The sequence below is a fragment of the Sinorhizobium sp. M4_45 genome (assembly GCF_002885915.1).
Taxonomy (GTDB): Bacteria; Pseudomonadota; Alphaproteobacteria; order Rhizobiales; family Rhizobiaceae; genus Sinorhizobium; species Sinorhizobium meliloti_A.
This window is the reverse complement of the sequence record NZ_NWVE01000015.1, coordinates 1-13,724: the sequence shown is the minus strand read 5'-3', so window position 1 is coordinate 13,724 and position 13,724 is coordinate 1. Positions and strand designations below refer to the sequence as shown.

The window sequence follows — 13,724 nt, the reverse complement described above, 5'->3', positions numbered from 1 at the left end:
TCTGAATCGATCACGGTCACGACATTAGGTCGGCCGGACCTAAAACCATCGTGGTCGAGCGCGCAGCTAATACAAGTTTCCGTTTAGTTACTAAAATAGAGAGGCACCCGATGGACCAGTTGAACAACTTCCTTTCTCCTCCGGCCGCCCCGCGGGATTTCGGTTTCTTCGTGGATGGCAAATGGCAAAACGGGCATGACCTCTTCGTGCGGCACTCGCCCGGACATGGCATTGCGGTCACCCGCACCGCAAAATGCAGCGTCGACGACCTGCATTCCGCAGTCGCCGCCGCACGCCGGGCTTTCGAGGACCGGCGTTGGTCTGGTCTCCCGGGGGGCTCTCGTGCGTCGGTATTGCTGCGGGTGGCCGAGATCCTGCGCACCCGTCGCGATGAACTCGCCTATTGGGAGGCGCTGGAAAACGGCAAACCGATCACCCAGGCGCGCGGCGAGATCGACCACTGCATCGCCTGCTTCGAAGTAGGCGCGGGTGCGGCCCGCCTTCTGCACGGCGACAGCTTCAATTCGCTCGGAGACGGATTGTTCGGCATGGTTCTGCGCGAGCCGATCGGGGTCGTCGGGCTCATCACGCCATGGAACTTTCCTTTCCTGATCCTGTGCGAGCGCGTTCCCTTCATTCTCGCATCGGGTTGCACGATGGTCGTGAAGCCGTCGGAGGTGACTTCCGCGACGACTCTCATCCTTGCCGATGTGCTCGCCGAAGCCGGACTGCCCGACGGCGTGTATAACGTGATCACCGGCTCGGGTCGGACGATCGGTCAAGCCGTGAGTGAGCATCCCGACATCGACATGCTGTCGTTCACGGGTTCAACCTCCGTTGGGCGTTCCTGCGTGCATGCGGCCGCCGACAGCAACTTCAAGAAGCTCGGTCTGGAGCTTGGAGGCAAGAACCCGATCATCGTCTTTGCCGACTCCGATCTAGAGGATGCGGCCGATGGCGCAGCTTTCGGCATCAGCTTCAATACGGGGCAATGCTGCGTGTCTTCATCCCGCTTGATCGTCGAGCGGTCGGTGGCGCACGAATTCGAAGCGCTGCTTGCCGAGAAGATGAAACGGATACGCGTCGGAGACCCGCTGGACGAGACGACCCAGGTCGGCGCGATCACGACCGAAGCGCAAAATACGACCATTCTCGATTACATCGCCAAGGGCAAAACGGAAGGAGCGGAGCTCGTGACCGGGGGGGCCGCCGTCGATCTCGGTCGCGGGCAATACATCGCGCCCACGCTGTTTTCGGGCGTATCGCGCGACATGGCGATTGCGCGTGACGAAATCTTCGGGCCGGTGCTTTGCTCGATGACCTTCGACACGGTCGAGCAGGCGGTCGAGCTGGCAAACGACACGGTTTACGGACTGGCTGCAAGCGTCTGGACCAAGAATATCGACAAGGCCCTGACCGTCACGCGCCGCGTTCGAGCGGGCCGCTTCTGGGTCAATACCATGATGGCCGGCGGGCCGGAGATGCCGCTCGGAGGCTTCAAGCAGTCCGGCTGGGGCCGCGAGGCCGGCATGTACGGAGTCGAGGAATATACGCAGGTGAAATCGGTCCATATCGAGATCGGCAAGCGCACGCATTGGATTGCCTGATGATGGAAGGTTTCGATTACGTCATCGTCGGCGGCGGATCGTCCGGCTGCGTTCTGGCCGCCCGCCTTTCCGAGAACCCTTCGGTGCGCGTCTGCCTGATCGAGGCAGGCGGCCGCGATCGTCACCCGTTGATCCACATGCCGGTCGGCTTCGCGAAGATGACTGCGGGGCCGATGACCTGGGGCCTGACGACCGCCCCGCAGAAACATGCAAACAACCGCGAGATTCCCTATGCCCAGGCGAGAGTGCTTGGCGGCGGCTCCTCGATCAATGCCGAGGTCTATACGCGCGGCCACCCGCGGGACTATGACCGCTGGGTGGAAGAGGGGGCCGACGGCTGGAGCTTTCAGGAGGTGAAGCCTTACTTCCTGCGGTCCGAGGGCAATACGATCCTTTCCGGCGAGTGGCACGGGACGGACGGTCCTCTCGGAGTCTCCAACCTTCCCGATCCGCAACCGATGACACGGGCTTTCGTCCAAAGCTGCCAGGAGCTCGGCATGCCCTATAATCCCGACTTCAACGGGCCGGTCCAGGAAGGCGCGGGGGTCTACCAGACGACGATCCGCAACAGCCGCCGCTGCTCGGCCGCCGTCGGATATCTGCGGCCGGCGCTCGCGCGCAAGAACCTCACGCTCATCACGGGTGCGCTTGTCCTTCGCATCGTGTTCCAGGGCCGCCGCGCTGTCGGCGTCGAATATTCGACCGGGAGCGCCGCGAAGATCGCTCGGGCGGAGAGCGAGGTACTCGTCACCTCGGGTGCGATCGGAACGCCCAAGCTCATGATGCTTTCAGGGGTCGGCCCGGCCGCCTCCCTCCAGAGCCACGGTATCGACGTCGTGCAGGATATGGCGGGGGTCGGCCAGAACCTCCACGATCACTTCGGCGTGGACATCGTTGCCGAGCTGAAGGGGCATGACAGTCTCGACAAGTACAACAAGCTCCACTGGATGTTCTTGGCGGGGATCGAATACGCGCTTTTCAAATCCGGGCCGGTCGCCTCCAACGTTGTTGAGGGTGGAGCCTTCTGGTACGGCGATCGGGCAAGCCCCTATCCCGACCTCCAGTTCCACTTCCTTGCGGGGGCGGGAGCCGAGGCCGGAGTGCCTAGCGTTCCAAAGGGTTCCTCCGGGGTGACCTTGAATTCCTACACGGTCCGGCCGAAGTCACGGGGTTCCGTGACCCTTCGCTCTGCCGACCCCCGCGCCCTGCCGATCGTCGACCCGAACTTCCTCGAGGATCCGGACGATCTCAGGATCTCGGTCGAAGGCATCAGGATCAGCAGGGAAATTTTCGGGCAGCCGTCGCTGCAGAAATACATCAGGACGATCCGCTTCCCCGACGAGAACGTCAGGACGCAGGCCGACTTCGAGGCCTATGCGCGGCAATACGGACGGACGTCCTATCACCCGACATGCACCTGCAAGATGGGTCGCGACGATATGTCGGTGGTCGATCCGCAGCTCCGCGTCCACGGCCTTGATGGCATCCGCATCTGCGACAGTTCGGTGATGCCCAGTCTCGTGGGCTCCAATACCAACGCGGCTACCATCATGATCGGCGAGAAGGCGGCCGATCTGATCCGGGGTAACATTTGACCGCGAGGCAGTAACGGAGGGATCCCGACACAATTTGCCAAATGTGCTACTGAGTAGAGGGTGGGCAGAGGATTTCAGTCTATGAGTGTCAAATCGTCGATCTCGTTGACCGATCAACAAAATGCGTTCGCGCGTTCGTTGGTAGAGAGCGGCCGGTATCCAGCCTGAGTTCCGTCCTCCAGCAGGCTTCGAACTGCTTCGTCAAAAGACGGAAGCGGAGACCGTCGAGGCGTCAGCGCTTCGCGAAGCTGATCTTCGATCATCTGTTCGACGCTTATGTCTAACTTGGAGATCCGCCTGACGAGGCGTTGGAGTGTAGCGCTGAACGCATCCGCAACCTGCGCCTCGAATTCGATCGTCTCCTGGATACGTCTTATATCGGGCCTTTGCGGGCCGATATTCATTCCGGGATCCCTATTCTTTTGCGGGACAAGATGGCAATTTGGTTTCTACCGGTTGACGCCACTTACTGGGTGTTTCCGGCGTCCGGACCGGGCGGAGGAGGCGCGTGACCTACGGGTCCCAGTCCGGAACCCACGGCAACATCCCGGCCTTTAGAATCCGATAGTTGGTCGCGTTCATCGCGCCGATCCGCTTCATGTCTTCCGGCGAAAGGACGAAATCCACGATCTCGAAGTTCGCCCTGATGTTCTCCGGCTTTGTCGACATGGTATTCATGGACACACCCTTTTGAAAGATCCAACGAAGGACCGCCTGGGCAGCCGTCTTGCCGTATCTCGCGCCGACCTCGGCGAAGACCGCATGTTTGAACACCTCGCCCCTGGCCACCGAACAGTATGAGGACAGTGGGATCTTCGTCTCTTCTGCTGCGTCGAGCAGCCGGCTCTGGTCAATGAGCGGGTGGAATTCGACCTGGTTGGTCACCAGCGGCGCCTCTATGATCGACTGTGCGTCGCGCATCATCCGGGCCGTGTAGTTGGAGATCCCTATATTGCGGGCGAGTCCGATGTGGAAAGCCTTCTGTAGCAGACGCAGGGATTGAGCGTTCTCACCACCGATTGCCGGCCAATGCAGCATCAGAACGTCGACCTGATCCACGCGCAAGGCTTTCAGGCTCGCCTCGATCGAAGGCAGAAATTTCTCTTCGGAATAGTTGTCGGGGTGCACCTTGGTGGTGATGCAGAGCTCGCTCCGATCAACGCCACTCTCGGCAAGCGCTTCCCCTGTTTCGGCCTCGTTGCCGTACATCTGTGCAGTGTCGAAGGCGCGGTAGCCGACCATGATGGCCTCGTGAATGGCCGCCTTCAACGGCTCGCCCTTCAGTGGGTAGGTGCCGAAACCTCTCTGATAACTCTTCTCGAAATAAACGCTCATCGGTCCTCCCATTGATCGGCCCAGTAAAATGAGGAGCTGAGGAAATGCCTCTTGCCTCCGCGGCTTGTCGTGCTTAAGCTATAACTGGTTAGTTACTTACGCAACAAGAAAAGGAGCCCTGGCATGGCAAAAATGATGACCGCACACGAGGCCGCCGGGCTGGTCAAAGATGGGGCGGTGCTGGCGGTCAATTCGTCGTCCGGCCTATGTTGTCCTGATGAGGTTTTGAGGGCACTCGGAGAGCGGTTCGAGTCGGAGGGACATCCGCGCGCACTGACGTCGGTTCACCCCATCGCCGCCGGAGATTTCTTCGGGACGAAGGGGGTCGATCACATCGCCAAGCCAGGCATGCTGAAGAAGATCATCGGCGGTTCGTATCCTTCCGGTCCGAGCAGTGCCGAACCGCCGCTCATCTGGCAGATGATTTTGAAGGAAGAGGTGGCGGCTTGGAATGTGCCCTCCGGCATCGTCTTCGACATGCTGAGGGAAGGTGCCGCGAAACGCCCCGGCGTGCTGACCAAGGTCGGCATCGACACCTTCGTCGATCCCGAGCAGGAAGGCTGCGCCATGAACGCCGCAGCGCGGGCCGAGCCGATCGTCAGGCGCGTGCGCTTTGCCGACGACGACTGGCTGCATTTTCCGCCCATTCAGCCCGATGTCGCGATCATCCGCGCGACGACCTCCGACGAGAGAGGCAACCTGACCTTCGAGCACGAAGGTGCGACGCTCGGCGCGATGGAGATGGCGCTTGCGGCGCGCAATTCGGGTGGGATCGTCATAGCCCAGGTGAAAAGGGTCGCGGCCGAGGGAACGATGCGTCCTCACGACGTGCGCGTTCCGGGGATACTCGTCGATGTCATCGTCGAAGCGCCCGATCAATTGCAGACGACTGCGACCGCTTATGATCCCGCGATATCCGGGGAACTGTACCGCCCGCTTCATACGTTCCGCACGCCGGCGCTGGACCCCGGCAAGGTGATCGCCCGCCGGGTGGCGCAGGAACTCAAGGCCGGCTGGGCGGTCAATATCGGGTTCGGTATTTCGGCAAACGTCCCGCGCGTGCTGATCGAAGAAGGGCATCACGGCAAGATCACCTGGGTGATCGAGCAGGGCGCCGTGGGCGGCGTGCCGCTGCTCGATTTCAAATTCGGCTGTGCGTCGAACGCCGAGGCTTTCGTCGCCTCGCCGCATCAGTTCTGTTATTTCCAGGCGGGCGGGTTCGATTGCTCTTTGCTGTCATTTCTTGAAATCGACACGGAAGGTTCGGTGAATGTTAGCCGTCTCGCAGCGACACCCCACCGCACGGCCGGCGCAGGCGGCTTCGTCGACATCACCGCGCGCGCAAGGAAGATCGTTTTCTCGGGCAATTTCAACGCGGGCGCGAAAATGCACGTCGAGGACGGGCGGCTCGTCATCGACAAGGAAGGACGAGTTGCGAAGATCGTCCCGAAAGTCGATCAGGTCAGTTTTTCCGGCCGGCGTGCACGCATTCAAGGGCAGGATGTCACCTATGTCACCGAACGCTGCGTGATGAAGCTCGAGCCCGATGGGCTCGTTGTCAGCGAGGTTGCCCCCGGTTTGGACTTGAGGAGGGACGTTCTCGATCAGGCAGCGACGCCCCTGCGGGTAGCCGACGGCCTCAAGGAAATGGACAAAGCCCTGTTTCTTTCAACCGCAATGGGGTTAGACCTGTGAGCGAGCCGGTTCGACTGAAGATCGAGGAAGGTGTCGCCTGGCTGACGATCAGCCGGCCGGACAAGCTGAATGCGCTTAACGGCGAGATGGTCGATGCAATCGTCCCGGCCTGTCGCGAAATCGAGCGCTCCGCGGCGAAGGTGGCGATACTGACCGGTGAGGGGGAGCGTTCGTTTTGCGCCGGAGGTGACATCGATGCCTGGAGCAATGCTTCGCCCGAGTCCTTCGGCCGCCATTGGGTGCGTGACGGCCATGCGGCCTTCGATGCTCTGGCCCGGCTCGCGGTTCCGCTGATCGCGGTGTTGAACGGGCACACATTAGGGGGTGGGCTCGAGCTCGCCGCCTGCGCCGATCTCCGGATCGCCGAGGCACATGTCAGGATAGGCCAGCCGGAGACGGGGCTCGGAATAATTCCCGGCTGGTCGGGCACGCAACGCGCGGTGCGAAGGTTCGGTCCGCAGCTCGTGCGGCGCATGGCGCTCTTCGGGCATGTCTATAACGCTGAGGAGGCGCTCGCCCTTGGGTTGGTGGATCAGGTGGTCGCAGCGGGCGAGGGGTGCGCCGCCGCGGAAAGCGCAGCTGCAGGCGTAATGAAGCGATCGGCGCGCGCGACCGAACTCACGAAAATGCTCATCAACGCAGCGGAGAAAGAAGAAAACGAGCGGGTCGTCGAAGCCTTGGCGGGTGCTGTGGCCGCGGCGTCCGACGACCTGCAGGAAGGCCTGTCGGCCTTCCGCGAGAGGCGGCCGGCGCGGTTCGGCTCATGAGCTGGGGTTTTCATGTCACCTGACGATCGGGACTTTCTTTCGGAATTGTTCGACGCGGCCGTGCGGGCGGCAGACCCGAAGCTTGCGCTTCGCACCCGATTGCCGGAGCCGCCGCGCGGGCGCACCGTTGTGGTTGGGGCGGGCAAGGGCGCGGCCCAACTGGCGGCGGCATTCGAGAGCCTTTGGGGCGGCCCGCTCGAAGGCGTCGTCGTCACCCGCTACGGCTATGCCGTTCCCTGCGATCGGATAAGGGTGATCGAGGCGGCCCATCCGGTTCCCGACCGAAACGGACTTGTCGCCTCGCGCGCGCTCTTCGAAGCTGTGCGCGGGCTGACGGCGGATGACCTCGTCGTTGCTCTTTTCTGTGGAGGAGGCTCGGCCCTGCTGCCTTGCCCGCCCGAAGAACTCGCTCTCGAAGATGAAATCGCCCTGAATCGGGCGCTGCTCGCAAGCGGCGCACCGATATCCGTGATGAACGCAATCCGCAAGCAGGTCTCAGGCATAAAGGGAGGGCGGCTCGCCGCCGCCTGCCACCCGGCGAAAGTAGTGAGCTTCATCGTTTCCGACGTCCCGGGCGATGACCCGGCACAGGTCGCGTCGGGACCCACGGTTCCCGACGCGACGGACCGCGCTACGGCCCGCGCAATGGTGGATGCCTGGCGAATCGGCCTGCCCGAGAGGCTCGTCGATTGGCTGAAGGGCGAGAACGGGAGGGCTCCGTCGCCGAACGATCCCGTCTTTGCGGGCCACGAGGCTCAGATTATCGCCTCGGCGCGGCTTTCGTTGGAGGCTGCCGCGGCTCGGGCCGAAGCACGGGGAATGCCTGCCATCATCCTGTCGGACGCGATCGAAGGAGAGGCGCGCGACGTCGGCAAAGTCCATGCCGCAATCGCGCGCGAAGTGGCCTTGCGCAACCGCCCCTTCGAGCGTCCCGTGGTTCTGCTGTCGGGCGGTGAAACGACGGTAACGCTTCGCGGGCATGGAAAGGGAGGGCGCAATACCGAATTCCTTCTTTCGCTCGCGATCACAGCCGAAGGCCTGCCCTTCGCGTCACTTGCGGCAGATAGCGACGGTATTGACGGTTCGGAGAACAATGCGGGAGCATTTGCAGACGGAAGCAGTGCGACGCGCTTGCGCGCACTCGGCAGAGATCCGGTCGCATTGCTTTCGGGCAACGACGCCTGGACTGCGTTCAATTGCCTCGAAGATCTGTTCGTGCCTGGGCCCACAGGTACCAATGTGAATGACTTCAGGGCGATTCTGGTACGGTGAAAGGCGGCTACCCTCTTCCGAGCCAGTGCATGCGCGCAGCCAAACGTCATCCTCGGCGTCAAAGCCCGAGAATGATGGTCGGAAAGGGCCCGCTCACTTGAATCGCTTCATACGGGCGTCGGAGCATCCTCGCGCAGGAGCCCCTTGGACTTGAGTTCCGCCCAGAACCCAGCGGGAATCGGGTGGCTGAACCAGGAAAGGTTCTGGCGCAGTTGTTCGATCGTCCGTGTGCCGGCCATGAAGGAGGGAACGGCGGGGTGCGCGACCACGAATTGGAGTGCGGCTGCCCCAAGGGGTACGTCATGTGTCCTGCACACCGCCTCGATCCGCGCCACCTTTTCCAGTATGGCCTTCGGCGCCGGTGCGTAATTGTATTTCGCTCCCTCCCTTGCCCCCGTCGCCAGAATTCCTGAGTTGAAGCCTCCGCCGACGACCACGGCTGCGCCTCGCTCTTCACAAAGAGGCAGGAATTCCTCGAGTGCGTCCTGTTCGAGAAGCGTATAGCGCCCGGCAAGTAGGAAGCAGTCGAAATCCCGCTGCCTCAACGCCTCGTGGCACACCTCCCATTCGTTGACACCGACCCCGATCGCCTTGACCAGGCCTTCCGACCGGAGTTTATCGAGCGCTCGCCAGGCCCCGTCCATGGCCTGCCCGAAGACTTCGGGCTGTTCGCTTCCCCGCGTGAAAACGTCGATGTCGTGAATGAAGCAGATGTCCATCCGTTCCAGGCCCAGCCTCTGCAGGCTGTCCTCGAAGGAGCGCATCGTGCCGTCATAGCTGTAGTCGAAGCGCATGCTGAAGGGCGCCGCGTTCACCCATGGGGCAAAGTCGATCGTCGATCGCTTGGCGGGCGTCAGCAACCGGCCGACTTTCGATGAAAGCACGTATTCGTCCCTGTCCTTCCAGCGCAGGCCATGGCCGGTGCGAAGCTCGGCCAGGCCATGCCCGTACATGGGCGCGGTATCGAAGAAGCGGACGCCCGCGTCCCAGGCGAGCTGGAACATGGACTGCGACACCTCTTCATCGATCTCACGGAAAATGTTTCCGAGCGGCGCTGTCCCGAACCCGAACGCGGTGACGTCTAGGTCCACGCGGCCGAACTTCCGTTTCTCTCCCGGGTGCATGCACAAACCTCCTCATGTAAGTAACCAGATGGTGCATAATATGCGTGGCTAGGGCCAGCGCGCAAGCCTCGTCGTGATGCGATCGGCGATTTTCCGGCTTGACCGACTGCCGCATCCCGATGTATGTAACTGGATAGTTACTGAAATCGGGATAAGTCCATGTATCTAACGGAAATACAGGAGCAGGTGCGCGACATGGCGCGCGCGTTTGCCGATGAGGTGATCCGACCGATGGCGGAGTCGCTCGACCGCGAGGAACGTTTCCCCGCAGAGCTCTACGGGGAAATGGCGAAGCTCGGACTATTCGGTATCGGCGTTCCCGAACCCCTCGGCGGACCGGGTTTCGACACGCTGACCTATGCGGTCGTGATGGAGGAACTCAGCCGCGGTTATGCGTCGGTTGCCGACCAGTGCGGCCTGGTAGAGCTGATATCCACGCTGCTCGTTCGTCACGGGACCGATGATCAGCAACGCATGCTCCCCGACGTCCTGAACATGCGCGTCAAGGTCGCCTATTGCATCACCGAACCTGAGGCGGGAACCGACGTATCGGGCATCCGGACGACGGCGGAACGCGACGGCGACGGCTGGATGCTGAACGGCGGCAAGATCTGGATCCACAACGCGCCCGTTGCCGATGTCGGGTTCGTGCTGGCGAGGACCGACAAGGAGGCCGGCAACCGCGGCATGTCGATCTTTATCGTGGATCTCAATTCTGCAGGGGTCGAGAGAGGTCCGAAAGAGCACAAGATGGGCCAGAGAGCCAGCCAGGTGGGAGCGTTGACCTTCACCGATGTGCGCCTGCCCGGTGGTGCTTTGCTGGGTCAGGAGGGGCGCGGGTTTCACATGATGATGTCCGTTCTCGACAAAGGCCGCGTGGGCATCGCCGCGCTCGCCGTCGGCATCGCGCAGGCGGGGCTGGAGGCGGCGGTAGACTATGCCGGTACACGCAAGCAGTTCGGCAAGGCCATTTCCGATTTCCAGGGCGTGCAATGGCTGCTCGCCGACATGGCAAAGGACATCGAGGCCGCGCGTCTTCTTGTCCATTCGGCCGCCTCCAAGATCGACCGGGGCCTTGACGCGACGAAGGCCTGCTCCATCGCCAAATGTTTCGCCGGAGACATGGCCGTTCAGCGCACCGCCGACGCCGTGCAGGTTTTCGGCGGGTCGGGGTATATCCGCGGCTTCGAGGTCGAGCGGCTCTATCGCGACGCAAAGATCACGCAGATCTACGAAGGCACGAACCAGATCCAGCGGATGATCATTGCGCGTGAACTTCTGAAGAAGGGAGCAAGGGCGTGATTGCTTCGACCGCGAAACCCGTGGCACTGGTGACGGGCTCGTCCCGCGGTATCGGCCTTGCCGCTGCCGAAGCCCTGGCGCGGGAAGGGTTCTCCGTCGCAATCAACGGGCTGTCGGCCGACGACGAATTGGCGGCCGCTGCCGCACGCGTCTCCAGCAACGGCGCACGGGTGATCGCGGTTGCCTTCGACGTCGCAGACTTGGCTGCTCACGAAGCCGCGCTTACGAAGATCGAGGCGGAGCTCGGCCCGCTCACGACGCTCGTCAACAATGCGGGGGTGGGCGTGCTGAAGCGCGGCGACCTTCTCGAGGTGACGGAAGAGAGCTGGGACCGTTGCCTCAGGGTGAATGCCAAGGCGATGTTCTTTCTGAGCCAGGCTTTCGCGCGCCGACTTCTGGCTCGGGAGCGAAGCCCGCTTTTCCACTCGATCGTCAACGTCACTTCGTCGAATTCCGTGGCGGTCGCCGTTCAGCGCTCGGAATATTGCGCCTCCAAGGCGGCGGCGTCGATGGTTTCCAAGGCGCTTGCGGTCCGTCTCGGGCGGGAAAACGTCGCAGTTTATGACGTCCAGCCCGGTCTGATCGCCACCGAAATGACCGCTCCGGTGATCGACTCCTATCGCGAGCGCGCGGAGCAGGGGCTGACGCTTTTTCCGCGCGTCGGAGAGCCCGAGGAGGTCGGGGCCGTGATCGCCTCGCTCGCCTCCGGCAGGCTCCCCTACACGACAGGACAGACGATCTCGGCTGATGCCGGCATGCTCGTTCCGCGATTTTGAGGTCTCCAATGAAAATTGCTCTTCCCGACACCGAAGGCAGACTGGCCGAATACGGCCTTTCAGGCAAAGCGATAGCAGGCGCGGCCCTCGGTTCCGATCCCGCTCGTGTCGTCTATTCCGCCGCCCATGTCGTGGCAGACCCGTTCACCGCCAACGAGCCCTCAGGACGGGCAACCGTCGACTGGCCAAAGACGCTGGAGTTCCGCCGCTATCTTGCGGGGCTGGGGCTCGGGATCGCCGAGGCCATGGACACGGCCCAGCGCGGCATGGGCCTGGACTGGGCGGGCGCCCTGGAACTCATTCGCCGCACAAAAGCCGAGCTGCCGGACGCGCTGATTGCAAACGGCTGCGGGACCGATCATCTGGACCTTTCCAAGTCCCACAGCATCGACGACGTGAGACGTGCCTATCTCGATCAGGTCGAAGCGGTGCAGAAGCTGGGCGGGCGGATCATCCTCATGGCGTCGAGGGCGCTGGTTCGGGCGGCCAGGGGGCCGGACGATTACATCAGGGTCTATTCCGACGTGCTCGATGCCTGTGATCACCCGGTCATCCTGCACTGGCTAGGAGACATGTTCGACCCGCAGCTTGCCGGGTATTGGGGTGGCGAGACATTCGAGCCCGCGATGCAGACGGCATTGGCCGTCATCGAAGCGAACGTCCGCAAGGTTGACGGCATAAAGATCTCCCTGCTCGACAAGGACAAAGAAATAGCGATGCGCCGGCTGCTGCCGGCGGACGTCAAGATGTACACCGGAGACGATTTCAACTACCCGGAACTTATTGAAGGCGACGAGCAGGGTTTTTCGCATGCACTTCTCGGCATCTTCGATCCGCTCGCGCCGGCTGCCGCTTTTGCGGTGCAGAGACTTGGCGAAGGCGACGTTGCCGCGTTCCGCGCGACATTGGATCCGACAGTGCCGCTGGCACGGCTGATCTTCCGGGAGCCGACCCAATACTACAAGACGGGCGTGGTCTTCCTGGCCTGGCTGAACGGCTTCCAGGACCACTTCGTGATGCTGAACGGCGCGCAGGCGATGCGGCCGCTTCCCTATTTCACCGAGGTTTTCCGCCTAGCGGATCAATGCGGTCTCCTTCGCGATCCGGAAGTGGCCGTCACCCGCATGAAGCGTCTCCTCGCAGTCTACGGGGTGTGAGATGAGGGACTTCTCTTCGGATCACTCGGCCCTTGCACTGAACACGGCGAGCCTCGGCCACAACCTCGAGGGCCGCGGTGCGAGCTGGACTAGCGAACAGGTCATCGATGCCTGTGCCGAGCGCGGCTTCGGGAGCATCGTGTTCTGGCGGCGCGAGATCGGCGCACGCGCCGTGGAGATCGGCGAACGGGTTCGTTCCGCCGGGCTTGCCGTGGCGGGTCTGTGCCGGACGCCCTTTCTGGTAGGCACCCAGGCGACGGATGTCGAAAGCGTCATCGACGACTTCAAGAGGTCGATCGACATGGCCGCAGCCTTGGGGGCTCCGGTCTTAACGATCGTCGTCGGAGGCGTGCATCCGGGGACCAAAGGGATTGCCGAAAGCCTGAAGATCGTTGCGGACCGCGTTGCCGAGGCGGCTCCCTGCGCACAGGCAAGCGGCGTGAAACTGGCTCTGGAGCCGCTCAATCCCGTCTACGCCGGCAACCGCTCCTGCCTCACGACGCTTCGCGATGCCGTGGACCTTTGCGATCGCATAGCTGCCCCGAATGTCGGCATAGCCGTGGATGTCTACCATGTCTGGTGGGACACGGAGCTTGAACGGCAGTTGAACCGTGCCGGCGCCGAGCGAATATATGGCTATCATCTCTGCGACTGGCTCGCCGAAACCAATGACGTGCTTCTCGACCGCGGCATGATGGGCGACGGCGTCGCCGATCTCAAGACGATCCGTTCATTCGTTGAAGGCGCCGGCTATCGCGGCCCTTGCGAGGTCGAAATCTTTTCCGCGAACGACTGGTGGAAGCGCGATCCCGGCGAGGTGCTGGACGTGATGGTCGAGCGTTTCCGCAACTGTTGCTGACAGAGAGTAGGAATCCATGAAAATACTTGTGACGGTGAAACGGGTCGTCGACTACAACGTCAAGATCCGGGTCAAAGCGGATGGAACGGGCGTCGAGCTTGCCAATGGGAAGATGTCGATGAACCCCTTCGACGAGATCTCGGTCGAAGAGGCGCTGCGGCTGAAGGAAGCCGGCAAGGCGAGTGAAGTGGTGGTCGTGTCGATCGGCCCGGCCAAGGCGGAAGAGACGCTCAGG

General features: G+C 62.4%; 12 protein-coding genes and 2 pseudogenes. 12 read left to right on the top strand and 2 right to left on the bottom strand.

Features of this window, described 5'->3' with window-relative positions; genetic code table 11:
* Window positions 1-110 precede the first annotated feature (110 nt).
* The 4 genes and pseudogenes from CN933_RS29155 (at window position 111) to CN933_RS32145 (ending at window position 3,714) form a co-directional block, all read left to right on the top strand.
* Entirely contained in the window at window positions 111-1,607 is a 1,497-nt protein-coding gene (locus CN933_RS29155) for an aldehyde dehydrogenase family protein (protein WP_102763187.1), read from the top strand.
* Window positions 1,607-3,202, top strand: a complete 1,596-nt coding sequence (locus tag CN933_RS29150) for a GMC family oxidoreductase (protein WP_102763186.1) — start codon at window positions 1,607-1,609, stop codon at window positions 3,200-3,202. The genes CN933_RS29155 and CN933_RS29150 overlap by 1 nt, the downstream gene beginning before the upstream one ends.
* An 81-nt stretch (window positions 3,203-3,283) precedes the next feature.
* Window positions 3,284-3,449, top strand: a pseudogene (locus CN933_RS29145) (ribbon-helix-helix domain-containing protein); the annotation flags it as partial.
* A 1-nt stretch (window position 3,450) separates the two neighbouring features.
* Window positions 3,451-3,714 (top strand): annotated as a pseudogene (locus CN933_RS32145) (type II toxin-antitoxin system RelE/ParE family toxin).
* 1 nt (window position 3,715) lies between these two features.
* Here the strand turns inward: CN933_RS32145 and CN933_RS29140 are convergent.
* Window positions 3,716-4,537 carry an aldo/keto reductase gene (locus CN933_RS29140; protein WP_180980841.1) on the bottom strand — a complete coding sequence of 274 codons (822 nt, stop codon included), beginning with the start codon at window positions 4,535-4,537 and terminating at the stop codon, window positions 3,716-3,718.
* A gap of 123 nt (window positions 4,538-4,660) precedes the next feature.
* Here CN933_RS29140 and CN933_RS29135 point away from each other — a divergent pair, with 123 nt between their 5' ends.
* Genes CN933_RS29135 through CN933_RS29125 form a run of 3 tightly spaced genes read left to right on the top strand, consistent with a single transcriptional unit; the run spans window position 4,661 to window position 8,271 of the window.
* Window positions 4,661-6,232, top strand: a complete 1,572-nt coding sequence (locus CN933_RS29135) for an acyl CoA:acetate/3-ketoacid CoA transferase (protein ID WP_102763184.1) — start codon at window positions 4,661-4,663, stop codon at window positions 6,230-6,232.
* Window positions 6,229-6,999, top strand: a complete 771-nt coding sequence (locus CN933_RS29130; protein WP_102763183.1) for an enoyl-CoA hydratase/isomerase family protein — start codon at window positions 6,229-6,231, stop codon at window positions 6,997-6,999. Before CN933_RS29135 ends, CN933_RS29130 begins: the two co-directional genes overlap by 4 nt.
* Before the next feature lie 12 nt (window positions 7,000-7,011).
* Entirely contained in the window at window positions 7,012-8,271 is a 1,260-nt protein-coding gene (locus CN933_RS29125) for a glycerate kinase type-2 family protein (protein ID WP_102763182.1), read from the top strand.
* 107 nt (window positions 8,272-8,378) lie between these two features.
* Here the strand turns inward: CN933_RS29125 and CN933_RS29120 are convergent, their stop codons facing one another.
* Entirely contained in the window at window positions 8,379-9,395 is a 1,017-nt protein-coding gene (locus tag CN933_RS29120) for an aldo/keto reductase (RefSeq protein ID WP_102763181.1), read from the bottom strand.
* Window positions 9,396-9,554: 159 nt separating this feature from the next.
* Between CN933_RS29120 and CN933_RS29115 the strand changes: the two genes are divergently transcribed.
* The 5 genes from CN933_RS29115 to CN933_RS29095 all read left to right on the top strand — a co-directional run.
* A complete protein-coding gene (locus CN933_RS29115) occupies window positions 9,555-10,697 on the top strand; it encodes an acyl-CoA dehydrogenase family protein (RefSeq protein WP_102763180.1) in 1,143 nt (380 codons plus the stop codon).
* A complete protein-coding gene (locus CN933_RS29110; RefSeq protein ID WP_522954423.1) occupies window positions 10,697-11,473 on the top strand; it encodes a 3-ketoacyl-ACP reductase in 777 nt (258 codons plus the stop codon). The genes CN933_RS29115 and CN933_RS29110 overlap by 1 nt, the downstream gene beginning before the upstream one ends.
* 8 nt (window positions 11,474-11,481) lie before the next feature.
* Window positions 11,482-12,630, top strand: coding sequence for a dihydrodipicolinate synthase family protein (locus CN933_RS29105; RefSeq protein ID WP_102763178.1), 1,149 nt, complete (start codon window positions 11,482-11,484; stop codon window positions 12,628-12,630).
* A gap of 1 nt (window position 12,631) precedes the next feature.
* A complete protein-coding gene (locus CN933_RS29100) occupies window positions 12,632-13,489 on the top strand; it encodes a sugar phosphate isomerase/epimerase family protein (protein WP_102763177.1) in 858 nt (285 codons plus the stop codon).
* Between the two features lie 16 nt (window positions 13,490-13,505).
* On the top strand, window positions 13,506-13,724 hold a 219-nt coding region (locus CN933_RS29095; RefSeq protein WP_522954421.1), incomplete at its 3' end, for an electron transfer flavoprotein subunit beta/FixA family protein.